The organism is Micromonospora sp. NPDC048930, assembly GCF_043197935.1.
Taxonomy (GTDB): domain Bacteria; phylum Actinomycetota; class Actinomycetes; order Mycobacteriales; family Micromonosporaceae; genus Micromonospora.
In genome coordinates this window covers 38,257-63,803 of sequence record NZ_JBICUB010000015.1, presented here as the reverse complement: position 1 = coordinate 63,803, position 25,547 = coordinate 38,257, and the positions used below count along the sequence as shown (strand labels likewise).

Annotated in this window: 22 protein-coding genes; 9 read left to right on the top strand and 13 right to left on the bottom strand. The window is 74.6% G+C overall.

The features are described from left to right. Positions 1-23 precede the first annotated feature (23 nt). Positions 24-2,180, bottom strand: a complete 2,157-nt coding sequence (locus tag ACGFI9_RS29930; RefSeq protein ID WP_393183212.1) for an ATP-dependent DNA helicase UvrD2 — start codon at positions 2,178-2,180, stop codon at positions 24-26. Positions 2,181-2,272: 92 nt separating this feature from the next. On the opposite strand from ACGFI9_RS29930, the gene ACGFI9_RS29925 reads away from it, so the two are divergent. Beyond that, positions 2,273-2,515 carry a mycoredoxin gene (locus ACGFI9_RS29925; RefSeq protein ID WP_393183210.1) on the top strand — a complete coding sequence of 81 codons (243 nt, stop codon included), beginning with the start codon at positions 2,273-2,275 and terminating at the stop codon, positions 2,513-2,515. Positions 2,516-2,574: 59 nt separating this feature from the next. On the opposite strand, the gene ACGFI9_RS29920 is transcribed toward ACGFI9_RS29925, so the two are convergent. Further along, the gene (locus ACGFI9_RS29920; protein WP_393183208.1) at positions 2,575-3,846 is read right to left on the bottom strand and encodes an MFS transporter; all 1,272 of its coding nucleotides are present in this window, start codon (positions 3,844-3,846) and stop codon (positions 2,575-2,577) included. A 231-nt stretch (positions 3,847-4,077) separates the two neighbouring features. On the opposite strand from ACGFI9_RS29920, the gene ACGFI9_RS29915 reads away from it, so the two are divergent. The 3 genes from ACGFI9_RS29915 (at position 4,078) to ACGFI9_RS29905 (ending at position 5,904) form a co-directional block, all read left to right on the top strand. Beyond that, on the top strand, positions 4,078-5,055 hold the full coding sequence (locus ACGFI9_RS29915; protein WP_393183206.1) for a helix-turn-helix domain-containing protein: 978 nt from the start codon (positions 4,078-4,080) through the stop codon (positions 5,053-5,055). A 73-nt stretch (positions 5,056-5,128) separates the two neighbouring features. Then, the gene (locus tag ACGFI9_RS29910; protein ID WP_393183204.1) at positions 5,129-5,368 is read left to right on the top strand and encodes a DUF397 domain-containing protein; all 240 of its coding nucleotides are present in this window, start codon (positions 5,129-5,131) and stop codon (positions 5,366-5,368) included. Positions 5,369-5,580: 212 nt separating this feature from the next. Beyond that, positions 5,581-5,904, top strand: a complete 324-nt coding sequence (locus ACGFI9_RS29905; protein ID WP_393183202.1) for a hypothetical protein — start codon at positions 5,581-5,583, stop codon at positions 5,902-5,904. 213 nt (positions 5,905-6,117) lie between these two features. Here the strand turns inward: ACGFI9_RS29905 and nudC are convergent, their stop codons facing one another. The 3 genes from nudC to ACGFI9_RS29890 all read right to left on the bottom strand — a co-directional run bounded on the left by nudC (position 6,118) and on the right by ACGFI9_RS29890 (position 9,827). Beyond that, positions 6,118-7,065, bottom strand: coding sequence for an NAD(+) diphosphatase (nudC, locus tag ACGFI9_RS29900; protein WP_393183200.1), 948 nt, complete (start codon positions 7,063-7,065; stop codon positions 6,118-6,120). 117 nt (positions 7,066-7,182) lie between these two features. After that, positions 7,183-8,520, bottom strand: a complete 1,338-nt coding sequence (locus tag ACGFI9_RS29895) for a M16 family metallopeptidase (protein WP_393183198.1) — start codon at positions 8,518-8,520, stop codon at positions 7,183-7,185. Continuing rightward, positions 8,517-9,827, bottom strand: a complete 1,311-nt coding sequence (locus tag ACGFI9_RS29890) for a M16 family metallopeptidase (RefSeq protein WP_393183196.1) — start codon at positions 9,825-9,827, stop codon at positions 8,517-8,519. Before ACGFI9_RS29890 ends, ACGFI9_RS29895 begins: the two co-directional genes overlap by 4 nt. A gap of 230 nt (positions 9,828-10,057) precedes the next feature. Here ACGFI9_RS29890 and ACGFI9_RS29885 point away from each other — a divergent pair, with 230 nt between their 5' ends. From ACGFI9_RS29885 to ACGFI9_RS29870, 4 genes are read left to right on the top strand one after another with little or no spacing between them, the layout of a single operon-like run. Beyond that, complete coding sequence (locus tag ACGFI9_RS29885; protein WP_393183194.1) at positions 10,058-11,119, top strand: ABC transporter substrate-binding protein; 1,062 nt, start codon at positions 10,058-10,060, stop codon at positions 11,117-11,119. After that, a complete protein-coding gene (locus tag ACGFI9_RS29880) occupies positions 11,116-11,892 on the top strand; it encodes an ABC transporter ATP-binding protein (protein WP_393183192.1) in 777 nt (258 codons plus the stop codon). Before ACGFI9_RS29885 ends, ACGFI9_RS29880 begins: the two co-directional genes overlap by 4 nt. Then, entirely contained in the window at positions 11,882-12,766 is an 885-nt protein-coding gene (locus tag ACGFI9_RS29875; protein WP_393183190.1) for an ABC transporter permease, read from the top strand. The genes ACGFI9_RS29880 and ACGFI9_RS29875 overlap by 11 nt, the downstream gene beginning before the upstream one ends. A gap of 4 nt (positions 12,767-12,770) precedes the next feature. Continuing rightward, positions 12,771-13,238, top strand: coding sequence for an RrF2 family transcriptional regulator (locus ACGFI9_RS29870; protein ID WP_393183188.1), 468 nt, complete (start codon positions 12,771-12,773; stop codon positions 13,236-13,238). Positions 13,239-13,267: 29 nt separating this feature from the next. On the opposite strand, the gene ACGFI9_RS29865 is transcribed toward ACGFI9_RS29870, so the two are convergent. The 7 genes from ACGFI9_RS29865 to ACGFI9_RS29835 all read right to left on the bottom strand — a co-directional run bounded on the left by ACGFI9_RS29865 (position 13,268) and on the right by ACGFI9_RS29835 (position 24,071). Then, positions 13,268-13,456: a hypothetical protein gene (locus tag ACGFI9_RS29865; protein WP_393183186.1), complete on the bottom strand. Its 189-nt coding sequence runs from the start codon at positions 13,454-13,456 to the stop codon at positions 13,268-13,270. Positions 13,457-13,619: 163 nt separating this feature from the next. Further along, positions 13,620-14,930, bottom strand: a complete 1,311-nt coding sequence (locus tag ACGFI9_RS29860) for a DEAD/DEAH box helicase (protein ID WP_393183184.1) — start codon at positions 14,928-14,930, stop codon at positions 13,620-13,622. 222 nt (positions 14,931-15,152) lie between these two features. Continuing rightward, a complete protein-coding gene (locus ACGFI9_RS29855) occupies positions 15,153-15,356 on the bottom strand; it encodes a cold-shock protein (RefSeq protein WP_067374184.1) in 204 nt (67 codons plus the stop codon). Positions 15,357-15,584: 228 nt separating this feature from the next. Next, positions 15,585-19,013, bottom strand: a complete 3,429-nt coding sequence (locus tag ACGFI9_RS29850; RefSeq protein WP_393183183.1) for an ATP-dependent helicase — start codon at positions 19,011-19,013, stop codon at positions 15,585-15,587. Continuing rightward, entirely contained in the window at positions 19,010-22,555 is a 3,546-nt protein-coding gene (locus ACGFI9_RS29845) for an ATP-dependent helicase (protein WP_393183368.1), read from the bottom strand. Before ACGFI9_RS29845 ends, ACGFI9_RS29850 begins: the two co-directional genes overlap by 4 nt. 88 nt (positions 22,556-22,643) lie before the next feature. Next, complete coding sequence (locus ACGFI9_RS29840) at positions 22,644-23,189, bottom strand: TIGR00730 family Rossman fold protein (protein ID WP_393183181.1); 546 nt, start codon at positions 23,187-23,189, stop codon at positions 22,644-22,646. Between the two features lie 3 nt (positions 23,190-23,192). Next, positions 23,193-24,071, bottom strand: coding sequence for a TIGR00730 family Rossman fold protein (locus ACGFI9_RS29835; RefSeq protein WP_393183179.1), 879 nt, complete (start codon positions 24,069-24,071; stop codon positions 23,193-23,195). Between the two features lie 156 nt (positions 24,072-24,227). Between ACGFI9_RS29835 and ACGFI9_RS29830 the strand changes: the two genes are divergently transcribed. Next, entirely contained in the window at positions 24,228-24,389 is a 162-nt protein-coding gene (locus tag ACGFI9_RS29830) for a hypothetical protein (protein ID WP_393183177.1), read from the top strand. A 67-nt stretch (positions 24,390-24,456) separates the two neighbouring features. Here the strand turns inward: ACGFI9_RS29830 and dapE are convergent, their stop codons facing one another. Further along, positions 24,457-25,530, bottom strand: coding sequence for a succinyl-diaminopimelate desuccinylase (gene dapE, locus ACGFI9_RS29825; protein WP_393183175.1), 1,074 nt, complete (start codon positions 25,528-25,530; stop codon positions 24,457-24,459). Between the last annotated feature and the right edge of the window lie 17 nt (positions 25,531-25,547).

Below are 25,547 nucleotides of genomic sequence, written 5' to 3'. Positions count from 1 at the left end.
GGGCGAGGGCAAACGATTTACGGCTAGATTTCGAAACTTTTCTGCGGGCAGACCTCGTCGACCGTCGCCCCGCCCACCAGCGCCAGCACGGTATCCCCGTAAAGTCCCAGTTTGCGGGGGCCAATCCCGGCGATCGCGATCAGCTCTTCGGTGCGGCCCGGCTTCCGCTCGGCCAGCGCGGTGAGCGTGGCGTCGGTGAAGACCACGTACGCCGGCACCTTCTGCGCGCCGGCCACCCGCTGCCGCCACTCGCGCAGCCGCTCGTACAGCTCTTCGTCCAGGTCGGACGGACAGGTCGGGCAGCGCCCCAGCTTCCGGTCCGCCCCGGCGAGCAGGGTGGCGCCGCAGATCCGGCAGGACACCACCTGCGTACGCCGCCGCTCGGTCCGCCGGGCCGCGCCGGCGCCGGCCCGCTCGGTGCCGCCGCCCGAGCGGTCGAGCTGCGGCAGGAAGCGGGAGGGCCGCCGGGCCCGACCGCCCGGCGAGCGTGCCGCCGCGTACGACAGCCAGAGCCACTCCCGTGCCCGCGTGATCCCGACGTAGAGCAGCCGCCGCTCCTCCTCGACCTGCTCGGGGGTCTTCGCGTACGTGGTGGGGAGGGTGCCCTCGGCGAGGCCGACCAGGAAGACCGCGTCCCACTCCAGCCCCTTCGCCGAGTGCAGCGAGGCCAGCGTCACCCCCTCCACGGTGGGTACGTGCTGCTGGGCGGCCCGGCGGGCCAGTTCCTCGTTGAAGTCGGCCAGCGTCACCGGCCGCTCGATCGCGGCGGCCTCGCCGATCGGCACCACCTCGGGGGTGGCCGCGTACTCCTCGGCGAGCTGGACCAGGGCGGCGAGCGCCTCCCACCGCTCCCGGGCGGCCCCGCCCGCCGGGGGCGCGTCCGGGGCCCAGCCGACCGCCGCGAGCCCCTCCACGACGGCGGCCGGCAGCGGGGTCTCTCCGGGGATCGACCGGGTGGCGGCGCGCAGCGCCACCATCGCCTGGCGCACCTCGGGCCGCTCGAAGAAGCGTTCCGCCCCCTGCACCACGTACGGGACCCCGGCCTCGGTGAGCGCCTTCTCGTACGCCTCGGACTGCGCGTTGGTGCGGAACAGCACCGCGATCTCCCGGGCCGGGGTGCCCCCGTCGACCAGCGCCCGGCAGCGGGCGGCGACCGCGTTGGCCTCGGCGGGCTCGTCGGTGAAGATCCGCAGCTCGGGTTCCGGGCCGGGCGGGCGCTGGCCGTGCAGCTCCAGCCGCAGCCGGGCCTCGGTGCCGCGGGCCTGCGAGATGACCGCGTTGGCCAGCCCGACCACCTGCGGGGTGGAGCGGTAGTCGCGGACCAGCCGGACCACGGTGGCGGTGCGGTACCGGCGCGGGAAGTCGACCAGGTACGACGAGGTGGCCCCGGTGAACGAGTAGATGGTCTGGCTGGCGTCGCCGACCACGGTGAGGTCGTCCCGCCCGCCGAGCCACGCCTCCAGCAGCCGTTGCTGGAGCGGGTTGACGTCCTGGTACTCGTCGACGACGAAGTGCCGGTACTGGCCGCGTACCTGCTCGGCGACGTCGGCGTGCTCCTCGATCCCCCAGACGGCGGCGCGCAGCATGTCCTCGAAGTCGATCACGCCGTTGCCGCGCTTGAGCTTCTCGTACGCGGCGAAGACCTCGGCCACCTTCGCCGGCTCGTACGGGGTCTCCCGGAGCGCCTTGGCCGCGGCCACCACGTACTCCGACGGCTCGACCAGCGACGACTTGGCCCACTCGATCTCGCCGGCGAGGTCGCGGGCGGCGGCCCGGTCGGCGCGCAGGCCGACCTTGGCGGCGGCCAGGGTGACCACCCGGACCTTGCTGTCCAGCAGCTCCGGCATGGCCCGCCCCTCCAGCAGCCGGGGCGCGAAGTAGCGGACCTGGCGCAGCGCCGCCGCGTGGAAGGTGCGCGCCTGCACACCGGCGACGCCCAGCGCGGTGAGCCGGGCTCGCATCTCGGCGGCGGCACGGGCGGTGAAGGTGACCGCCAACACGTGCCGGGCGGAGATGTCCCCGGTGAGCGCGCGGTGGGCGATCCGGGACGTCACCGCCCGGGTCTTGCCGGTCCCGGCGCCGGCCAGGATGCACACCGGGCCGGCCGGGGCGGTCACCGCGGACCGCTGCTCGGGATCCAGTCCGGCCAGCACCCGCTCCGCCGCTGAGTGAACCACCACAGCCAGGAATCATCCCAGCCCTCGCCGATGTTGCAGCGGTTAGCCTGGCCTGACCGGACCGGGTGCGAGCCATCCCCTTGGAGGACCTGACCATGTTGACGATGTATTCCACCTCGTGGTGCGGCTACTGCCACCGGCTGAAGTCGCAGCTCGACCGGGAGGGCATCGCGTACGAGGTGGTCGACATCGAGCAGGACCCGAAGGCCGCGGAGTTCGTGATGAGCGTCAACGGCGGCAACCAGACCGTGCCGACCCTGCGCTTCGCCGACGGCAGCGCCCTCACCAACCCCTCGATCGTCCAGGTCAAGCAGCACCTCGCCGCCCTCCCCGGCTGACCCCGTACCGCAAAGCGGCCGCCCTCCCCCGGGCGGCCGCTTTGCGTCGATCATGACTTTTATCGCCCTCGGGCTCGGCGTGTCGTGGCGACAACGGCCGGCGGGCGGCGCGGGTGCGGGATGGGGGCCAGGGAGGTGGGCGGTGCCGGTGCGGGTGGGGTGAGGCGGCGGCCGTGCCAGAGGTAGGCGCCGGCGACCGTGGTGACCACCCCGACCAGGGCGAAGAGCAGGCGGTAGTCGAAGACGCCGACGAGCAGCGCGCCCGTGCCGATGGAGAGCGCCTGCGGACCGCTGACCAGCGCCTCGGAGGCGGCGGCGACCCGGCCGAGCAGCGCCGGCGGGGTACGCCGCTGGACCAGCGTGGTGAGCCCGACCATGGTCAGCGGCAGGGACACCCCGGCCAGCAGCAGCGCCACCACGCCGAGCCAGAGCCGGGGGTACGCCAGCGCCAGCGCGGCCGGCCCGAAGAAGATCACCCCGGCGGCGAGGGCCCCCACCTCCCCGGTCCGGCGCACCACACCGGCCGAGAGGAGGCCGCCGACCAGCCCGCCGATCCCCTGCACGGTCACCAGCACGCCGACGAACGCGACGTCCCGGCGCAGCCCCTGGTCCACGTACGCGAAGATCAGTGACTCGGTGAAGCCCATCACCAGCGAGCCCAGCCCGTACCCGAGCAGGGCCCGGCGCAGCGCGGGCTCGCCGGCCAGGTGCCGCAGCCCGGCGCCCAGCTCCGCCGGCCAGCCGAGGTCGGCGCCGGAGGGTGCGGTCTCGGTGACCCGGAGCAGGCCGACGACCGCGGCGGCGGTGAGGAACCCGATCATCGCGAGGGTGACCAGGAGCCAGCCGCCGACCGCGGCGTAGATCCCGGCCCCGGCGAGCGGGCCGACCAGCCGGAGGCCCTGCCGGACGGTCTGCAGCACCCCGTTCGCGTCGGCCAGCAGCTCGCTCGGGACCAGATGCCGGATCAGCCCGCTCAGCACCGCGCTCAACGCGATGTACGACAGCCCGTACAGGGCCGCCACCACGTAGATGACCCAGACGTCGGCCCGGTCCCGGACCACGAAGAGCGGGCTGAGCAGCACAGCCGTGGCCAGGTTGGCGGCCACGAAGAACGGCCGGCGGCGGTACCGGTCGACCAGCCAGCCGACCAGCGGGGCGAGCGTCATCGGCGCGATGATGGCGAAGATGGTGGCGCCGGCCATGCCGTCCGATCCGGTCAGGTCCTTCACCCAGACGGCGAGGGCCAGCAGCAGGACCGACTCGGCCGCCATGCTGGCGATCAGGGCCGTGAAGAGCAGGCGGAAGTCGGGGCGGCGCAGGACGGTGCGCATCGGGTTCCCTCCCGAGGGGAGGCGCCGCGGCGGGCGCGTCGGGGACGGGTGCGGGGCCCCGGACCTCCTCGTCCGGCACGCCGCGCACCCCTCCACAGTCCTCTTTTTGTCGCGAGACACGCCCCCGCCGGAAACCTCCGACGCCGGCCGCGCCGTCCATACTGACCGTGGGGGGCGAATTTCATACAGTTACCGTCGCGTCCTGCGACGGTCGACGGAGAAGAGGACACCGTGCCTCCTACCGCACCAGGCCCGATCCTGCGCCGCCGCAGGCTCGGCACGGAGCTGCGCCGCCTGCGCGAGCAGGCCGGCCTCACCGGGGACCAGGTCATCGAACGGATCGGCTGGGCCTCCGCGTCCAAGCTGTCCCGTCTGGAGAACGGGCGAAGCCGCCCCGACCCGGACGACGTCGGCGTCCTGCTCAGCCTCTACGGGGCCGGCGACGAGCAGCGCGCGGAGCTGCTGGCGATCACGCACGAGGCCGGCGACATGCGCGGCTGGCTGCGCAACTTCCCGGTGATGACCGAGCAGCAGCGCGGCTTCGCCGAGCTGGAGGCGGGCTGCTCGGAGATCTCGGAGTACAACCCGGTGCTGGTGCCGGGGCTGCTCCAGACCCCCGGGTACGCCCGGCACCGGATCATCTCCGCGGCCCGGGTGGCGGAGCAGGCCGGCGACCCGGAGGGCGGCGAGGACCCGGAGACCGAGGTACGCGCCCGCCAGGCCCGCCAGTCGCTGCTGATCCGCCCGGACGCGCCCCGCTACACCGCGGTGCTCGAGGAGGCGGCGCTCGGCCGGCGGGCCGGCCCGCCGGGGGTGCTGCACGAGCAGCTCGTCCACCTCTGCGAGCTGGCCATGCTGCCGAACGTCACCCTGCACCTGCTGCAGCGGGACACCCGGGTGGGCGACTGGTACCTGCCGCCGACCGCCTTCTCGGTCTACCGGTTCGCCGACCCGCTCGACCCGGAGACGCTCGCCATCGAAGGTGGGTTCACCGACGTCATGTCGACCGAGGTAAACACCCTAAATCGCTATAAAGTGGTCTTCGAGTGGCTATGCTCGGCGGCGCTCTCCGCATCGGACACCCTCTCCTGGCTCATCGAGGCGACGGGACGGCCCGAAACGGCAGTCGAGTCCACAGTGGCGTTCGGGCCGGCAACGGCGCCGGCCCAGCGCCGCCGCGACTCGGGGCGCCTGACGACGGACCGGTGATCCACGCACGACCGGCCGTCCGGCCCGCGGCGTCACTCGTCCCATCAGAGCACTCCAGAGCAGGAGCAGAACGATGAACGAGATCCGCAACAGTTCGTCCGACCTCGCCCAGCAGCTCGCCGGCGCCGCCTGGCGCAAGAGCACCCGCAGCCAGACCTCGAACTGCGTCGAGGTGGCGCCCCTGCGCACCGGGCCGGCGGCGGTGGCACTGCGGGACAGCAAGGACCGTGGCGGGCCGGTGCTGCTGTTCAACCGGGCCGGCTGGCTGGGCTTCATCGCCGGCGCGAAGAACGGGCAGTTCGCGCTGAACTGATCCGCCGATGCTCCCGGGGCCGTCGGCGTACTGCCGGCGGCCCCTTCGCGTGTCCACCCCCGACAACTGTCCTGGCCTGGGATCCCCCGATCGGCCGACGAGTGAAGAACCGTCGAGTTTCACTTGCTGGGACGAGCACCGGGCGTAACATGTCGAAAGAGTGACGTGGAAGTTCCAGCGCGTATCCGTCCATCCGTACCCGGAGGACACTCATGCGGTTCCTGATCGTCCGCACCGAGATCCGTGCCGTCGCCGACACCGACATCGCCGCCGCGTGGGCGGTCGGTGGTCGGCTGCGGGACGAGACCACCGCGCCGGAGCCACGCCGCCAGGTCGTCCACGCGGAGGACCGGGACGCCGCGCTGCTGCTGGCCCGGGCGCTGGCCTCGGTCGGGGCCGTCCGCGCCGGCCGGCACCGGGTCAAGGTGCTGCCGATCGAGGAGCCGGACCCGGCTTTCGACCATTCCGGCTCGGCGCGTCTGACGGCACACCCCGACCCGGAGCAGTCCCACCCCTACCGGTGGTACCGCAGTTGACCGGCTGCTGACGTCCGTCGTGGTCGGACCGGCTCCCCCGCCGCGTTCCTCGCCTCACCCGGCCACGGCGGCCCGTGTTCCCGGCCCGTGACCGCCGCGGCAACGACGGTCACGGGCCGGGGCCGCGTTCCGACCCGGCCCGGCCGCCGATGTGGTGACATCCCGACCCACCCGACCCGGCCAAGTCGGCGAGGTGGCGGGGCGCGGCGGGGGTCAGCAGTGGCCGTCGAGCCAGCGGTGGACCAGGAAGAGGGCGATCGAGGAGGGCGGCGGGAGCACCAGCCGGTCGCCGCCGTCCACCTCGACCGGCTCGCCGGCCAGCGCGGCGCCGATCTCCCGGCGGGTGAACCAGCGGGCGTGCGCGATCTCGGCCGGGTCGACCCGGATCGGCTCGTCGGCGTCGGCCCGGGCCAGGAAGCCGAGCATCAGCGAGCCGGGGAACGGCCAGGACTGGCTGCCGGCGTACGCGATCTCCTCGACCCCGATGCCGACCTCCTCGCGGACCTCCCGGAGCACCGCGCCCTCGGCCGACTCCCCCGGTTCCACGTAGCCGGCCAGGCAGGAGTAGCGGCGCTGCCCGGGGCTGCGCGCCCAGGTGGCGTTGTTGCCGAGCAGGCAGCGCCCGTCCGGGCCGCCCACCCCGTCGTGGATCAGCACGATCATCGCCGGATCGGTACGCGGCCACGTCCGGTCACCCGCCGCGTCGACCCGGGACCAGCCCGCCTCGTCGGCCTGCGTGGGGTGCCCGGTCGCCGACGAGTACCCGTGCCGCAGGTGCCAGTTCAGCAGGGCCAGCGCGGTGGTGAAGATGCCCGCGTCCCGGTCGACCAGCAGGTGGCCCACCTCGCGCAGGTTGGCCGGCCGGGTGCCGGGCAGCTCCGGCAGCGGCGCGTCCACCGCGAAGACCGGTACGCCGTCCGGCTCGACACCGAGGAACATCGGCACCGAGCGGGGCACCTCGGGCAGCTCGCCGGAACCGATCAGCACCAGCTCCGGCGGCGCCCCGGAGCCACGGACCAGCGCCCGGCCGCCGTCGGCCGAGTCGAGCACCAGCACCCGGGCCCGCTCCCACGCCTCGGCGAGCCAGTCCGGGTCGGTACGCCGGTGCGCCGCCCGGTCGAGCGTGGCGCGGGCCAGCGGTGGCGCGATCTCACCGCTCACGCCGCCGCCCCGCTGCTGAGCCCAATGGATCGCTCGCTCACGCCACCGCCTCGCTCCGCTCCCCGGCGGCGCGAGGCGCCACGCTGCTGAGCCGAATGGTTCGCTCGCTCCGCCCGCTCACGCCGCCTCCGTCCGGACCGGGGTCAGCGCGGCGAGGGAGTCGGCGACCCGCTCGGCGTCACCGAGCACGACGGTGACCGCCTTCGCCGGGGCGAGGTAGCGGGCCGCCGCCTCGGCCACGTCGTCCACGGTCGCCTTCGCCAGCCGGGCGGCATGCTCGGCGAGGAAGTCCAGGCGCAGCCCGTTGCCGGCGTACGCGCTGGTCAGCGAGGCCAGCCCGGCCTGGGTGGACATGCCGAGCTGGAGCGTGCCGAGGGCGTACTGGCGGGCCTGCTCCAGCTCGTCCGGCTTCGGCGGCAGGGCGGCCAGCCGGCCCAGTTCGTACATGGTCTCCAGCAGCGCGGGGGCGGTCACCTCGGTGGCCACCTCGGCGCCGGCGACCAGCACCGACCCGGCGACCGAGTGCTCGATCAGCGAGTGCGGGCCGTACGTGTAGCCCTTGTCCTCCCGGATGTTCTCCACCCACCGGGAGGAGAAGTAGCCGCCGAAGACCAGGTTGGCCAGTTGCAGCGCGGCGTGGTCGGGGTGGGTGCGAGGCACCGCGGGTAGGGCGATCCGCAGCGAGGACTGCACCGAGCCGGGCCGGTCGACCAGCAGCAGCGGTCCGGGCTCCAGCGGCGGCGCGGGTGGCAGCTCGGCCACGTGCCCGTCCCCCTTCCAGCCGGAGAGCGCCTGTTCCGCGGCGTCCAGGGCCCGGTCCGGCCGCACGTCGCCGACCAGCACCAGCACCGCGCCGGCCGGATGCACCCGCTCGGCGTGCAGCTTGCGCAGGGCGGGCGGCCTCACCGCGCGGACCTGGTCCGGCTCCGGGGTCTGGACCGCGTAGGGGTGCCGGCCGTAGATCCGCTTGAGCAACGCGGTCCGGGCCAGGTGCGCGGGCTGGCTCTGGGCGACCTGGATCCGGTCGACCAGCCGGTCCCGCTCGGTCTCCACCCAGTCGGCCGGGTAGGCCGCCCCGGTCAGCACGTCGGCGAGGATCTCCAGCATCCGGCCCAGGCCGGTGGTCAGGCTGGTGCCGGAGAGCATCAGCCGGTCCGGGTCCACGCCGGCGGAGAGCCCGCCGCCGACCTTCTGCAGCTCGGCGGCGATCTGGGTGGCGGTGTGGGTGGCCGTGCCGGCGAGCACGGTCTGCGCCAGCATCGCGCCCCGGGCCAGGTGGCTACGCCCGAACGGCATCCAGAGCCGCAGCTCGACCAGGGGCACCGCGGGCCGGCGTACGGCGATCACGGTGAGGCCGTTGCCGAGCGTGCGTTCGGCCTGGGCGGGCAGCTTGAGCCTGCGGTTGGGGCCGAGCGGCGGCAACGGCCGGGTCCCGGTCTCCACGGTTGCCGTCACCTGACACCTCCGGCGATGACCTCGATGGACGCGCGGCGCTCCGGCCGCAGGGTGGCGGCGGCCGCCTGGACCTGTTCCTCGGTCACCTCGCCGACCAGCCGGGGCAGCTCGTTGAGCAGGCCCGGCTCGCCGCGCTGCTGTTCCAGCACGGCCATCCGCAGCGCCCGGCCGAGCACCGCGTCGGTGTCCCGCAGCAGGTGGGTGGCCATCCGGGCCTGGGTACGGGCCAGCTCGCCCTCGGTCAGCCCGTCGGTGGCCAGCCGGTCCAGCTCCTCGTCGACGGTGCGCAGCACCTTGTCCACGTCGCCGCCGGGTGGCAGGTGGGACTGGAGCAGCAGCGCGGTGGGGTCGCGCACGTCGAACGGGTCACCCATGAAGCCCAGGTAGCCACCGACGCTGGTGACCGAGCGGTCCCGCTGGACCAGCCGCTCCACCAGCCGGGAGGCGTCCCCGTCGGTGAGCACCTCGGCCAGCACCACGTACGGCAGGTAACCGGTGAAGTCGGTCACCGGGTCGGGCACCCGCCAGGCGCCGGCCACCGCCGGCAGCGGGGCCAGCTTGTCGGTGTACGAGGCCCGCCGCTCGGCGATCAGGTCCGGCTCGGCGAAGTCGGGCCGCTGCGGGGCGGGCCGGGCCGGCACGTCCCCGAAGTGCCGCTCGATCAGCGCGGTCGCCTCGGCCACGTCGATGTCGCCGCTGACCGCGAGCACCGCGTTGCCGCTGGCGTAGTAGCGGCGGAAGAAGTCGGCGGCGTCGGCGACGGTGGCCGACTCGAGGTCGACGAAGGAGCCGTAGCCGTCGTGGGCGTTGGGGAAGGTGTCGAACATGACCGGCGGCAGGGTCAGCCAGGGGAACCCGCCGTACGGCCGGTTGAGCACGTTGACCCGGATCTCCTCCTTGACCACGTCGACCTGGTTGCGCAGGTTCTCCTCGGTCAGCCGGGGGCCGCGCATCCGGTCGGCCTCCAGGAAAAGCGCGCGTTCCAGGGCGTTGCTCGGCAGGGTCTCGAAGTAGTCGGTGTAGTCCAGGTGGGTGGAGCCGTTGAAGGTGCCGCCGGCGCCCTGGACGTGCCGGAAGTGGGCCAGCTTCTCCAGGTTCTCCGAACCCTGGAACATCAGGTGCTCGAAGAGGTGGGCGAAGCCGGTGCGCCCCTCGGGCTCGGACCGGATGCCGACGTCGTAGACCACCGCCACCCCGATCACCGGGGCGCTGCGGTCGGGGGTGAGCACCACCCGCAGGCCGTTGTCGAGGGTGAACCGCTCGACCGGGTATTTCGTCGCTGGAATTCTGGCTCTCCGCGTCGGCACGTGATCGACCCTAACGCGTCCGCACCGCCCGCACCGGCGGTGTGGCCCGGCACTCCCGCGGGCCGGCCCGACGGTGGGCCGAGCGGCCCACCTTACTCCACCGAACAGGTGGGAATTGCCGTGAATCCCCAGGTCGGCCGTCCCGGATCGTGGATGGGCCTTGACGCCGCTCGCCGCCTGCCCCACTCTTCCTACCAACTAAGTAGGAATACTGTGGATTGGACTTAACGATGAGACGGCTCCCCTTCCGTCGGCTGGTCTCCCTCGCCACCCTCGCCGTGGTCGGCGCGGCCACCCTGGGCACAGCGGCGTGCGGCGACGACGCCGACGACGCCGCCGGCGCGTCCGGTCCGGTGACGCTGCGCCTCGGCTACTTCCCGAACATCACCCACGCGCCGGCCGTCGTCGGCGTGGAGAAGGGCATCTTCGCCGAGAAGCTCGGCAGCGACGTCAAGCTGGAGACGAAGACCTTCAACGCCGGCCCGGCCGCCATCGAGGCGGTCTTCTCCGGCGCGCTCGACGCCACGTACATCGGCCCGAACCCGACCGTGAACGCCTTCTCGAAGTCCAAGGGCGAGGCGGTCCGGGTGGTCTCCGGCGCCGCCTCCGGCGGCGTCGCGCTGGTGGTCAAGCCGGAGATCACCTCGGTGGAGCAGTTGCGCGGCAAGAAGATCGCCACCCCGCAGCTCGGCAACACCCAGGACGTCGCGCTGCGCTACTGGCTCAAGGAGAAGGGCCTCCGGACCACCAAGGAGGGCGGCGGCGACGTGCAGGTCGTCCCGCAGGAGAACGCGCAGACGGTGGAGACCTTCGGCAGCGGCGCGATCGACGGCGCCTGGGTGCCCGAGCCGTTCGTGTCCCGCCTGGTCAACGCCGGCGGGAAGATCCTCGTCGACGAGCGCGACCTCTGGCCGGACAAGAAGTTCGTGATCACCAACCTGCTGGTCAGCACCACGTTCCTCAAGGCCCACCCGGACCTGGTGAAGAAGCTGGTCGAGGGGCAGGTCGCGGCGAACGAGTTCGTGAACACCAGGCCCGACGAGGCGCAGCAGGCCATCTCGGACCACATCGGCAAGATCACTGGCAAGCCGCTGGACGTGAAACTGATCAAGCAGGCGTGGCCCACCCTGGAGTTCACCAACGACCCGATCGCCTCCTCGCTGAAGACCGGTCTGGACCACGCGGTCGCCGTCGGCCTCACCCAGCCGGTCGACCTCGACGGCCTCTACGACCTGTCCTTCCTCAACGAGGTGCTCAAGGCGCAGGGCAAGCCCGAGGTCACCCAGCCGTGACGTCGACCACGACGACACCGCGCAGCGCGGCCGGCTCGGTCGCGCTGCGCGGCGTGACCAAGGTGTACGGCCAGGGCGGGAGCGCCGTCCTGGCCCTGGACGGGGTGTCGCTGGACGTCGAGCCCGGCGAGTTCGTCTGCCTGGTCGGCGCCTCCGGCTGTGGCAAGAGCACGCTGCTCAACCTGGTCGCCGGCCTGGACCTGCCGAGCGGCGGCCGGATCGAGCTGGGCGACGCGAACCCGGGCCTGATGTTCCAGGAGTCCGCGCTCTTCCCGTGGCTCACCGTCGAGGCCAACGTCGAGGTGCCGCTCAAGCTGCGCCGGCTGCCCCGGGCCGAGCGCAAGGCCCGGGTCGCCGAGCTGCTGCGTACGGTCCACCTGGCCGACTTCGGCCGCACGCGCCCGCACCAGCTCTCCGGCGGCATGCGGCAGCGGGTCGCGCTGGCCCGCACCCTCGCCCTGGACACGCCGGTGCTGCTGATGGACGAGCCGTTCGGCGCTCTCGACGCGATGACCCGGGACATCCTCCACGACGAGCTGGAGCGGATCTGGTCCGAGCGCCGGCTCACCGTGCTCTTCGTGACCCACAACGTCCGGGAGGCGGCCCGCCTCGCCGACCGGATCATCCTGCTCTCCAGCCGGCCCGGCCGGATCATCTGGTCCACCCGGGTCGACGTGCCCCGACCACGGCGGATCGACTCCCCGGAGATCGCGAGCATCGCCGCCGAGGTCACCGACCGGCTGCGTACGGAGGTGGGCCGCCATGGCCAGTGACACCCTCACCGGGTCGACGCGTACCGACGCGGAGATCTCCGGGCTGGACGCGCTGGAGATCGCCGGCCGGCAGCGGACCACCAGCCGGGCCGCCCGGCTCTGGTCGGCCACCTGGCCGAAGCTGGCCGCCCTGGCCATCGCGATCGGCGTGTGGCAGCTGGTGGTGTGGAGCGGCTGGAAGCCGCCGTACTCGCTGCCCGGCCCGGCCACCGTCGGGCAGGAGCTGCTCCGCCAGGCCGGCGGCGCGCAGCTCTGGCAGGGGCTGGCCACCACGCTGCGCCGGGCCGCCCTCGGGTACGTCTTCTCGGTCGGCGTGGGCCTGCTGATCGGCCTCGCGGTGGCCCGGTTCCGGGTGCTCCGCGCGGCGATCGGCTCGATGATCACCGCACTGCAGACCATGCCGTCGATCGCCTGGTTCCCGCTGGCCATCCTGCTCTTCGAGCTGAGCGAGAAGGCCATCTTCTTCGTGGTGGTGCTCGGCGCGGCGCCGTCCATCGCCAACGGGGTGATCAGCGGCGTCGACTACGTGCCGCCGCTGCTGGTACGGGCCGGTCGCAACCTCGGCGCCCGGGGCCTGAACCTCTACCGGTACGTCGTCGCGCCGGCCGCGCTGCCGGCCATCGTGGCCGGACTCAAGCAGGGCTGGGCCTTCTCCTGGCGCAGTCTGATGGCCGGCGAGCTGATCGTGGTGGGCATCTCGACCACCTCGCTCGGGGCGCAGCTCACGTACGCCCGGGAGCTGTCCGACGCGCCGTGGCTGCTTTCCACCATGATCATCATCCTGGTGGTGGGTCTGCTCGTGGACGCCGCCTTCGGCGCGGCCGACAAGGCGATCCGCCGGCGGTGGGGCGTGCTGGACCAGGCCGGCGACTGACGCCGTGTACATCTCCGCGCGCGCCGACTACGCGCTCCGGGCCATGCTCGCCGTCGCCGACGCCGCCGGTTCCCCCGCCACCGGGGGACCCGGCGGCGACCTGGTCAAGGCCGCGAGCCTGGCCGAGAGCCAGGACATCCCGCTCAGCTTCCTCCATGGCATCCTGCTCGACCTGCGCCGGGCCGGGCTGCTGCACAGCGCCCGGGGCACCGAGGGCGGCTACGCGCTCACCCGCCCCGCCACCGAGATCACCGTCGGGGACGTGCTGCGGGCGGTCGGCGGGGCGCTGACCAGCGTCCGGGGCCTGCCCGCGGACCGGGCGGGCTATCACGGGGTGGCCGCCGGGCTGCGGGACGTCTGGCTGGCGGTGGACGGCGCGATCGCCCTGGTCGTCGACCGGACCACCCTGGCCGACCTGCTGGCCGACCGGTCCGGGATCGCCGAGCGGAGGGACCGCTCCCGCAGCCCGTGACCGGCGGCTCAATCCCCGGGGCCGCCAGCTCAACCCACCGTGGCCTCGTCCGCCTGCCCGGACGGGCTGTGCACCTCGACCAGCCCGCTCCGGGCGGGACCGCCGGCCGGATGCCAGGGCGCGAACGCGGCCACCATGGCGAGCGCCAGACCGGCTGCCGCGACCGCGAGGACCAGCAGCAGCTCCCGTGTCGCCCGCGAGCCGGCGTCGCCCGCCATGGTCACCCCTCCCGCGTCCGGCCGGCACGCCCGGCCACTTCCCCCGACGCCAGCATCGCTGAGCGGGAGGCCGGGAACAGTCGCCCATCGGACGCACTCGGCGCTGAACCCCGACTCAGCGGCGCGCCGCGGGTCGCGAGGACCGGACCGGAGCGGCGGGACCTCAGCTGGCGCGGGGGCGGCGCGGACGGCGGGACCGGCCGGCGGCGCGATGCGGGGAGCGGGCGCCGCCGGTGGCGCCGGTGGCCGTACGGGGCCGGGCGGCGGGAGCCGGCTGCGGCACGGCGATGGTCACCGGCACGCCGGACGGCTCCCGGGCGCCGGTCACCCGGGCCAGCGCCTCGTCGCCGGGGCGGACCCGGGTCGACTGCGGCGTGATGCCGGCCACGCGCATCAGCCGGGACACCTCCTGCCGCTGCTCCGGCAGGACCAGGGTGACCACCGTGCCCGACTCCCCCGCCCGGGCGGTACGCCCACCCCGGTGCAGGTAGTCCTTCGCCTCGGTCGGCGGGTCCACGTTGACCACCAGGTCGAGCCCGTCCACGTGGATGCCCCGGGCCGCCACGTCGGTGGCCACCAGCGCGGTGACCTGCCCGGTACGGAACTGCTCCAGGATCCGGGTGCGCTGTGGCTGGCTCTTGCCGCCGTGCAGGGCGGCGGCGCGTACGCCCTTGGCGAGCAGCTGGCGGGCGACGCGGTCGGCCCGGTGCTTGGTCGCCATGAAAAGGATGGTGCGCCCCGCCCGGGCGGCGATGTGGGCCAGCGCGGCCGGCTTGTCCGCCGCCTCGACGTGCAGGACGTGGTGGGTCATCGCGGTCACCGTGGCGGTGCCCGGATCGACGGAGTGCGTGACCGGGTCGGCGAGGAAGCGGCGGACCAGCTTGTCCACGCCCCCGTCGAGGGTGGCGGAGAAGAGCAGCCGCTGCCCGCCCGGGGCGACCTGCTCCAGCAGCTTCGTCACCTGCGGCAGGAAGCCCATGTCGGCCATCTGGTCGGCCTCGTCCAGCACGGTGATCTCCACCTGGTCCAGCCGGGCGTCCCCCCGGTCGATCAGGTCGTGCAGCCGGCCGGGGGTGGCCACCAGCACCTCGGCGCCGGCGCGCAGCGCGTCCGCCTGCCGCTGGAGGGAGAGTCCACCCACCACCGTGGCGCAGCGCAGCCCGACCGCGCGGGCGTACGGGGCGAGGGCTGTGGTGACCTGCTGGGCCAGCTCCCGGGTGGGCACCAGCACCAGGGCGAGCGGTCGGCCGGGGCGGGCCCGGCGGCCGGCCGTCCGATGCAGCAGCGGCAGTCCGAAGGCGAGGGTCTTGCCCGAGCCGGTCCGGCCGCGGCCCAGCACGTCCCGGCCGGCGAGTGAGTCCGGCAGCGTCGCGGCCTGGATCGGGAACGGCTCGGTGATGCCCTGCGCGGTCAGCTCGGCGACCAGCGCCGGGGCCAGGCCGGTGGCGGCGAAGGTGGGGGCGGTCATGGTCATGCGGAAATGCCTTTCCTCGACGCGGCACGTGTCGAGGAAAGGCGCCGGGAGGCGGCGCGTCACCGGTGGAACGACCCACCGGGAATCACAAGCACGAACCGAAAGGGTACGGGCCGGCCCGCCGCGGCGCGCCGCACCCGGTGTGCCCGGGTGGGTGGCGCGGCGGACCGGCCCGTCAGCGCGCCCGGTGGGCGCGATGGGTGTTACCGGGCGATCCGAAGATCAGAGCGGGCGGATGTTCTCCGCCTGCGGGCCCTTCTGGCCCTGGGTCACCTCGAACTCGACCCGCTGGTTCTCGTCCAGGCTCCGGTAGCCGGAGGTCTGGATCGCCGAGAAGTGGGCGAAGACGTCGGCGCCGCCGCCGTCCGGGGTGATGAAGCCGAAGCCCTTGTCAGCGTTGAACCACTTGACGGTGCCAATAGCCATTTGTTTCGTCTCCTTGACGGAACGTTCGGACCCGCACCTGTTGCGGGCCGAAATTGAGTGCGTCGCGCGGAGGTGCGCGGCGCACCTGTCGCTGCTGGTCGCCCCGCCCGGAGAACTCCGGACACAACAAAGCGCGCCTGGGGCCACAATCCGCCAGGCGCACACAGAGTCTCTGGAAACCAAAACTGCAACGCGCCTAACCTAGCACGAACTGTCCAACGCCGGGACCTACGCCGGAAATTCCGGCACGCCGGCGACCAGCTCGGTCAGCCCGTCGGCGTCGAGCAGGTCGGCCGGACGGACGGTGACCCCGTCCCGGACGTAGTGGAAGGCGGCCCCCACCCGCTCTACCGGCACGCCGGCCAGTTCGGCCCAGGCCAGCCGGTAGACGGCGAGCTGCACCGCCGCCGCGTCGGCCTCCCGCCCGGTGGGCTGCCGGCCGGTCTTCCAGTCGACCACGTCGTACCGGCCGCCGGGGCGGGGGAAGACGGCGTCCATCCGGCCGCGCACCACCACGCCGGCGATCACCGTGGCGAAGGGCACCTCCACCTCCACCGGCACCCGGTCGGCCCACTCGCTGGCCAGGAAGCGCTCCTGGAGTTCGGTGAGCGCCTCGTCCGGGGCGGCGTCGTCGTCGGCCGCGCCGGGCAGTTCGTCCACGTCGAGCAGCCGGTCGGCGCCGAACCGCTGCTCCAGCCAGGTATGGAAGGCGGTGCCCCGGCGGGCGTACGGGTTGGGCTCGCTGGGCATCGGCCGGCGCAGCGCCCGGGCCAGGGACTCCGGGTCACGGCGCAGCGCCACCAGCTGGGTCACCGAGAGGTGCCCGGGCAGCTCGACGTCGACCGCCTCCGCCCCGCGCAGCAGTTCGGCCCGCTCGGCCAGGAGCAGGTCGGCCTCCCGCCGCCAGCGCGCCACCTCGGGATCGTCCGCGTCCGCCCGGGCCTGGTCCGGGCCACCGCCCCCGGCGGCGTCGACGGCCGCCGCGCCGGCGGCGAGGACGGCCTCCTCGCGGCGGCCCGCGTCGGGGTCGGCGAGGTAGCGGCGGACCAGGGCGGCGGCCTCGGCCAGGGCCGGGCGGCGGGCGCCGAGCGGGTCCGCCGGCCACTCGGCCCGGAGCACCTGCTCGGTGGTCGGGTTGACCGCGTCCCCGGCCGGCTCGGGCGCCCACTCGTCGACCAGGTGCCCGTCGGCGCCGTCCAGGCAGGCGTCGTGCACCTCGCGCAGGAACACCGAGGGGCCGCGGAACTTCTTCGTCCCCTCCCCCCACCAGTAGCCGGAGCAGAGCAGCAGCCGCCGGGGCCGGGTCACCGCCACGTACGCGAGCCGGCGCTCCTCCCGCTCGTCGTGGGCCCGCCAGGCGTCGGTGAAGTCCTCCACCGCCCGGGCCACCCCGCGCTGGTCCTCGGCCCCGGCCAGCTCCAGCTCGGGCAACCCGTCGGCGTCGCCGCGCAGCGGGAAAGGCAGCACGCCCAGCCCGCCCAGCCAGTGGTCAGAGTTGCGGACCGGCCCCGGCCAGACGCCCCGGGTCAGCCCGGCGACCGCCACCACGTCCCACTCCAGCCCCTTGGCGGCGTGCGCGGTGAGGATCTGCACCGCGCCTTCCACCACCTCGACCTCGCCGGGGGTGAGGCCGCGCTCCTCGTCCTCGGCGGCGGCCAGGTAGGCGAGGAACCCGGCGAGGGTGGCGCCGGGCGTCTCGCCGCTGAACCGGGCCGCCACGTCGCCCAGCGCGTCCAGGTGGCCCCGGGCCAGGCCGGCGTCGCCCGTGCCGTCCCGGCCGGCCCGGACCGCCACCTCCACGTCCAGGCCGATGGTCCGCTCGATGTCCGCGATCAGCTCGGGCAGGGACTGGTCGAGCCGGTAGCGCAGCAGCGCCAGCTCCATCCCGTACGCGCGCAGCCGGGCGTACCCCTCCGCCGAGTACGCCTGCGCCGGGCCCAGGTCGGCCAGCGCCTCGACCAGCGTCGCCTCGTCCAGCGCGTCCACGGTGATCTCCGGCCCGTCCTCGCCGGCCAGCTCCCGGCGGGCCCGGGCGATGGCCTTCGCCCGCCGGTGCAGGGCGACCAGGTCACGCGGCCCGATCCGCCACCGCGCCCCGGTGAGCAGCCGCAGCAGGGCGGCCCCGTCGGTCGGGTCGGCGAGCACCCGCAGCGTGCAGACCACGTCCCGGACCTCCGGCGTGTCCAGCAGGCCGCCGAGCCCGACCACCTCGACCGGCAGGCCCCGGGCGCGCAGCGCGGACTCGATCGCGGGGATCTGGCTGCGCAGCCGGACCAGCACGGCGGTGGTGGGGCGCTGCGGCACCGGGATGTGTTCGGGCAGCGCGCCGGGCATGCCGGCCGCGCCCCGCCAGGCGGCCAGCACGCTGTCCGCGATCCAGTCCGCCTCGTCGGCGTACGTCTCGAGGAGCGCGCAGTGCACGGTGCCGGCGGCCCGGCCGCGCGGGCTGCGGTGCGGGATCGGCTCGCGGACGCTGAGCGCGGCGTGCAGCTCGGGCACCCGGGCGCCGGCCGCCCGCAGCGGCACCGAGAGCGCGTTGGCGACGCCGAGGATCTCCGGCCGGTTGCGCCAGCTGGTGGTGAGGCTGAGCACCTGGGCGGGGGTCCCGTCGGCGCGGGCGAACTCGGCGGGGAACCGGTCCAGCGTGCCGGCGCTGGCGCCCCGCCAGCCGTAGATGGACTGGCAGGGGTCGCCGACGGCGGTGACCGGGTGACCTCCGCCGAAGAGCGCGTTGAGCAGCACCACCTGGGCGTGGCTGGTGTCCTGGTACTCGTCGAGCAGCACCACCCGGAACCGGTCCCGCTCGATCACCCCGACGCCGGGATGGTCCCGGGCCACCCGGGCGGCCCGGGCGAGCTGGTCGGCGAAGTCCATCGCCTCGAAGTCGTCCTTGCGCCGGGCGTACGCCCGGACCAGGGGCAGCAGCTTCAGCCGGGTCTGCTGGAGCCGGAGCGCCCTCTTCACGTCCGCGTAGACCCGGCCGGGGCGGGACTGCACGTCGGCGTAGAAGCGACCGGTCCAGGCCGCCAGGTCGTCCGGGTCGACCAGGTGCTCGTCCAGCTCCCCGGCGAGGGCCAGCACCGCGTCGGTGATGGTGGACGGCATCCGGTCCACCTCGGACATGTCGCCGTCGTAGTTGCGTACCAGCAGGTCGACGAGCTGCCAGCGGGACGCCTCGGTGAGCAGCCGGGTGGTCGGCTCGTACCCGGCGCGCAGGCCGTGCTCGGTGACGATCCGCCCGGCGTACGAGTGGTAGGTGGAGACGGTGGGCTCGCCCGCGAGGGGGTCGTCGTGCGGGTCCAGGCGCGGGCGGCCGAGCCGACGGATGAGCTGGTCGAGCCGGGTACGCACCCGGTGGGCCAGCTCGCCGGCGGCCTTGCGGGTGAAGGTGAGGCCGAGGACCTGCTCGGGCCGGACGTACTGGTTGGCGACCAGCCAGACCACCCGGGCGGCCATGGTCTCGGTCTTGCCGGACCCGGCGCCCGCGACCACCAGCAGCGGCTCGACCGGAGCCGCGATGATCGCCGCCTGCTCCCGGGTGGGAGCCGGCAGCCGCAGCAGCTTCGCCAGCTCCACCGGGGTGTAGCGAGGTCCGGCGTCGGCGGTGCGGGGGGTCGGCGTGGCGCTGGCGCTGAAGAGGGTCGGCTGGGTCGTCACGGGTTCTCCGTCGGCGGCTCGACCACCTGGCGGCCCTGCCCGGACACCGGACAGCTCGTCCGGACCGGGCAGACCCGGCACTTCGAGTTGGCGACCGCCGCGAAGGTGGCGGCGGCCATGGTATCCGCGGTACGCCGGACCAGCGCGGTGGCCCAACCGGCCTCGGGCCCCTCCCCGGCCGCGGCCTGGGCCTGCTCCTTGGCGTCCTTCGCCCCGGTGCCCAGCTGCACCAGCGCGGCGCCCCCGGACTCGTCGCCGAACTCGGCGAACGCCCCCGCCTCCACCGCCGCCTGGTACGCCCCGAGCTGCGGGTGCTCGGCGACCTCCCGCTCGGTGACCGCGGTGGACTTGCCGGTCTTCAGGTCGATCACCACGAGCCGGCCGTCGGCGTCGACCTCCAGCCGGTCCACCCGGCCGGTCAGCTCGATCGGCCGGGCCGGGTCGTCCAGCCGCACGGCGAACTCGTGCTCGATGGCGAGCAGCCGGCGCGGGTTCCCGGCCAGCCAGCGGAGCAGCTTGTCCACCATGGCCTCGGCGCGTTGCCGTTCCGGACCGACCATCCAGCGGGCGGCCAGCTCGATCGCGTCGAACCGGGCGGCCACGTACTCCAGCAGCGTGGTCCGGTCCACGCTGGCGTCCTCGGCCAGCATCGCGGCGGCGTGCACCAGGTTGCCGACGCCCTGCGCGGCGCTGGCCGGGGCGCTGCCGCCGTGCCGTTCCAGCAGCCAGCGCAGGCTGCACCGCAACGCGCTCTCCATGGCCGACGGGGTGACCTTCACCGGCTCGCCCTCGTCGACCAGCGGCCGGTCGTCGGAGAGGCCGCGCAGCCCCCACCAGTCGTCCGGGTGCGCGCCGGGCACCCCGGCGGCGGCCAGCCGGGCCAGCTCGGCCGCCGCCGCGCGCCGCCGGGTCACCGGCACGGCCGGGTCGGTGACCGCGGTACGCAGCTCCGCCACCAGCGCGGAGAGGGTGAGCCCGCGCGGCGGCAGGGTGACCGGGAGGACGACCGGCCCGCTGTCCGGCGGATCGTCGACGACCGGCACCGGCCCGTCGTCCGGCCGGCCGACGGCGGGGCCGGTCGGTGTCGGGGCCGGGACCGCCCCGCCGCCCCCGCCGGTCGCGGGCGGCTCGGTGGCGGCCAGTTCGTGCAGGAAGCGGCTGGGCTGCTCCTCGTGGTCGTCGCCGCCGACCGCCGCGGAGGCGACCGCAGTGACCAGCAGCCGGCGTCGGGCCCGGCTCACCGCGACGTGGAACAGCCGGCGCTCCTCGTCGAGCAGCGCCGAGGTCTGCCCGACCAGGCTGGCCCGGACGGCGGTGCCGTCGGCCCGGCCGGCGAGCACGTCGACCAGCCGCTCCGAGCCGAGCAGGCTGCCGCGCAACCGCAGGTCGGGCCAGACGCCCTCCTGCACCCCGGCCACCGCGACCAGGTCCCATTCCAGGCCCTTCGCGGCGTGCGCGGTGAGCAGGCGGACCGCCTCGCCCCGGTCGGCGCTGGCGGCGAGGGTGTCGGCGGGCAGGTCCTGGCCGAGCACGTGGTCGAGGAAGACCTCGGTACGCGCGCCGGGCAGCCGGTCGGTGAACCGGGCCGCCGCGTCGAAGAGCACCAGCACCGCGTCGAGGTCCCGGTCGGCGGCCTCGGCCCGCCAGCGCTGCGCGGTCTCGTGCTCGCCGGTGGCCGCCCGGCCCCGGGTGATCGCCCCGGCCCAGCGCTCGGCCAGGCCGCTCTCCCGCCACACCGCCCAGAGCACGTCCTCTGCGGTCGCGCCCGGGTTGGCGGCGGCCTGCCGGGCGGTCTCCAGCAGGCGGGCCACCGCCTGGGCGGGGGCCGCCCAGCGCCGCTGGACGGTGGCCAGCTCGGCCGGGTCGCGCAGCGCCTCGACGATCAGCTCGCCGGAGGGGCGGCGGTCGCCGGCGGCCAGCGCCAGCGCCCGGAGCCCCTGGCGCAGCCGGCGTTCGGCGAGCGGGTCGGCGCCGCCCAGCGGCGAGTGCAGCAGGGCGACGGCCGCCTCCTCGTCCAGCCGGTCGGGTTCGAGGGCGCAGCGGAGCAGGAGCAGCAGCGGGGCCACCCCGGGCTGGAGGTGCAGCGGCAGGTCCTCGCCGTGCACCACGGTCGGCACGCCGGCGGTGTGCAGGGCGCGTTGCAGCGACGGCAGCTGCCGGCCGGTGGAGCGGACCAGCACCGCCATCCGCGACCAGGGCACGCCGTCGAGCAGGTGCGCCTCGCGCAGGGCGTGGGCCAGCCACGCGGACTCGCTGGTGGCCGAGCGGAAGGTGCGTACCTCGACGGCGCCGGGTGGGGCGTCGGGCAGCGGGCGCAGCCGGCGGTGCGCCGCCGGGCCGCGTAGCCGCCGGGCCAGCCGGGCGGTCGCCGCCAGCAGCTCCGGCCCGGCCCGGTACGAGGTCGTCAGCACCACCTGGGCGGCCGGCGCCCCGGAGGCGGTACGGAACCGGTGCGGGAAGGTGGTCACGCCGGCCGGGTCGGCGCCGCGGAAGGCGTACGTGGAGGAGTCCGGGTCGGCGAAGGCGACCAGGGACTTGCCCCCGCCGGCCAGGACGGCGAGCAGGTCGAGCTGGGCGGGGTCGGTGTCGGCGAGCTCGTCCACGTAGACGTGGGCCAGCCGGCGGCGCTCGGCCGCCAGCAGCTCGGGGTCGTCGAGCAGCATGCCGGTGGCGGCCCGGACCAGTTCGGCCGGGTCGTACGCGATCGAGCCCCGGTTGCTGACGTCGCGCAGGGCGAGGACGGCGACGTACTCCCGGAGGAAGCGGGCGGCGGCCGGCCAGTCGGCGCGGCCCAGCTTCTCCCCCAGCCGGGCCAGCTCGACCGGGCCGACGCCCCGCTCGGCGGCGCGCATCAGCAGGTCGCGCAGCTGCTGGGCGAAGGCCCGGGTACGCAGCGCGGGGCGCAGGTCCTCCGGCCAGCCGACCGGGTCGTCGCCCGGCTCCTCGCCGACCACGTCCAGCAGCTCGCGGATGATCAGGTCCTGTTCGGGACCGGTGAGCAGCCGCGGCGACGGCTCGCCCCGCTCGGCCGCGGCCCGGCGGAGCAGGCCGAAGGCGTACGCCGGGAAGGTGCGCACCAGCGGCTCGCGGACCACCCGGACGGGGCGGGTCGCGCTGCCGCTCGCCGCCGGCGGGCTGCTCGCCGCCCGCCCGCTCTGCTGAGGATGGTCGGCGTCGGCGATCCGCGCCTCGATCCGGCGGCGCAGGTCGGTGGCACCGCGCCGGCCGAAGGTGAGCACCAGGATGTGTTCCGGGTCGACGCCCTCGGCCACCCGGGCAGCGACCGCCTCGACCAGCGTGCTGGTCTTGCCGGTGCCCGGGCCGCCGACGACCAGCATCGGCCCGTCGGTGTGCGCGACGACCTCGGCCTGCACCGGATCGGGCAGGCGTGGTGGGCGCGCGGCATCGCCCGCCGACCCCCCGGATCGCGGCTCCGCACCGGCCGGCCCCTCGGACCGACCACCCCCCTGCCCCGCCCCGCCGGAGTGGGCGACCCCCGTCCCCGCCCCGCCGGGCCGACGCACCAACCGGTACGCCTGCATCACCGACATCCCACCACGCCGGTACGACACCCGGAACCACGCGCTGTCCCCGAAGCGCGCCAGCTCACGTCCACCATGCGGATGACGGTCAGGTGAGCTGGGCGTCGAGGAGGTCGAGGGCGGCCGGGACGGTGTCGGCGACCAGGAGGAGGTCGAGGCCGGCCGGCTTGAGGAAGTTGCGGTCGGCGAGGGTGTGCAGCCAGTCGAGCAGGGGGCGGTAGAAGCCGTCGGCGTCGACCAGCACCATCGGCTTGTCGTGCAGGGCCAGCGTGGCGGTGGTCCACACCTCGAACAGCTCGTCGAGGGTGCCGAGCCCGCCGGGCAGGGCGACGAACCCGTCCGACTTCTCGATCATCAGGGTCTTGCGGCTGGCCATCCCGTCGGTGACCAGCAACTCGTCCGCGGCCAGGTCGGCGACCTCCAGGTCGACCAGCGCCTGCGGGATCACCCCGAAGGTGTACCCGCCGGCGGCCCGCGCCCCGTCCGCCACCGCACCCATCATGCCGACGCAGCCGCCGCCGCTGACCAGGGTGTGCCCGCGCCGGGCCAGCTCCGCGCCGGTCTCGGACGCCAGGTCCAGCCAGCGCTGGTCGAGGGTACGGGAGGACGCGCAGAACACGCAGATCGCGGCCACGTCTCAGCGCTCCCCGACCCGCCGGGCTCCGGGGCCCTCGGGACCGGCGTCGGCGGCGGCCCGCTGGTCGGCGGCGACCCGGGCGACCGCCTCCTCGCGCACCGCCTCCTGCTCGGCGGAGAGCACCGCCTCGGCCTCCACGATGTGCCGGACCGCCTCCTCGACGTCGTCGGTGAGGCAGATCAGCTCCAGGTCGGTGGGGCCGATCTTGCCCTCGGCGGCCATCGCGTCCCGCAGCCAGTCGAGCAGCCCGCGCCAGTAGTCGACGCCCATCAGCACCACCGGGAACCGGGTGACCTTGCCGGTCTGCACCAGGGTCAGCGCCTCGAAGAGTTCGTCCATCGTGCCGAAGCCGCCGGGCAGCACCACGAACGCCTGGGCGTACTTGACGAACATGGTCTTGCGGGCGAAGAAGTAGCGGAAGTCGATCGCCAGGTCGACCCAGTCGTTCAGGCCCTGCTCGAACGGCAGCTCGATGCCGAGCCCGACGGAGAGCCCGCCCGCCTCGCTGGCGCCCCGGTTGGCCGCCTCCATCACGCCCGGCCCACCGCCGGTGATCACCGCGTAGCCGGCCCGGGCCAGCACGCCACCCAGTTCCTCGGCCAGCTGGCACTCCGGGCTGTCCGGCTTGCTCCGGGCCGAGCCGAAGACGCTGACCGCGGGCGGCAGGTCGGCCAGGGTGTCGAAACCCTCGACGAACTCCGACAGGATGCGCAGCGCCCGCCAGGCGTCCCTGGTCTTCCAGTCGCCCCTGGCCCGGGAGTCCAGCAGCCGCTGGTCCGCCGTGCTGCTGGGGATGGCCCGGTTGCGCAGCGTGACGGCACCCCGGTGCCGCTCCCCGCCCGGTCCGCGGCCGGGCGGCCGCCCGTCGCTCTGGCTCATGCAGCCACCGTAGTGGAGGTGGGACGGCCGGGTGCGGAGGCCAGCCGTCCGGCGAAATTCTTCGTGATCTTGGGCAACTAATTCGGTCGCCCGTACGTCTTACTATTCACATACGGGGTATGCCCCGGCGCGTTGCCTTCGGGGGAGGAGCAAGCGTTGATCAGCCACACCGAGATGATCCGGATCCGCCGGCAGATGCAGCGGCGGATCCGTGACGTGGTGGCCGAGCGCCGCCGTGCCCGCATGATGGAAGCCCACCACACCGACCTGACCGGCGAGTCCACCGAGGCGGACGCCCCGCTGGGCACGGCCGTCTGACGGTCCGCCGGCACGACCTCGGGGGGTCCGCGTCACCGACGCCGGCCCCCCGATCGCGTATCCGGGGTCAGGCCGAGGCGAGCCAGCGGTGCAGGGTGGCCGCGCCGTCCCGGATCTTGGTCAGCTCGACGTGCTCGTCCTTGTGGTGGGCCAGGTTCGGGTCGCCGGGGCCGAAGTTCAGCGCCGGGATGCCCATGGCCGCGAACCGGGCCACGTCCGTCCAGCCCAGCTTGCCGATCGGCGCCGCGCCCACGGCCGCCAGGAACTCCTGCGCCGGCGGGTTGTCCAGCCCCGGTACCGCGCCGGCGGCCGCGTCGGTGACCGCCAGATCGAAGCCGGCGAACACCTCGCGCAGGTGCGCCTCGGCCGCCGCCGGGTCGCGGTCCGGGGCGTACCGGTAGTTGATCTCGATTTCGCAGCGGTCCGGGATGACGTTTCCGGCCACCCCGCCGGTGATCCGCACCGCGTTCAGGCCCTCGCGGTAGTCGCAGCCCTCGATGGTCACCCGGCGCGCCTCGTACGCGGTCAGCCGCCGCAGCACCTCGCCGGCGCCGTGGATGGCGTTCACCCCGTGCCAGGACCGGGCCGCGTGGGCCCGCTCGCCGTGCGTGGTGACGATCGCCCGCATGGTGCCCTGGCAGCCGGCCTCGACGATCCCGTACGTCGGTTCCAGCAGCACCGCGAAGTCGCCCTGGAGCCACTCCGGATGGGCCTCGGCGACGAGGGTGAGTCCGTTGTACTTCGACTCGATCTCCTCGGCCTCGTAGAAGAAGTACGTGACGTCGTAGCGCGGCTCGGGCAGGGTCACCGCCAGGTGCAGCGCGAAGGCCACCCCCGACTTCATGTCCGAGGTGCCGCAGCCGTACATCAGGTCGCCGCGCATGGTCGACGGGAAGTTGTCGTTCAGCGGGACGGTGTCCAGGTGGCCGGCGAGCACCACCCGCTGCGCCCGCCCCAGGTCGGTACGCGCCATCACCGTGTTGGAGTGCCGGAACGTCGTCAGGTGCGGCACACCCCGCAGCACCTCTTCGACACAGTCGGCGATCGCCTTCTCGTTCAGCGAGACGGACTCTATGTCGACCAGCGCGCGCGTGAGCGCCACCGGATCAGCCAAGACCTCGGGGGTCAGCGGGTTCTGCATGGGTGGCACGGTACCGT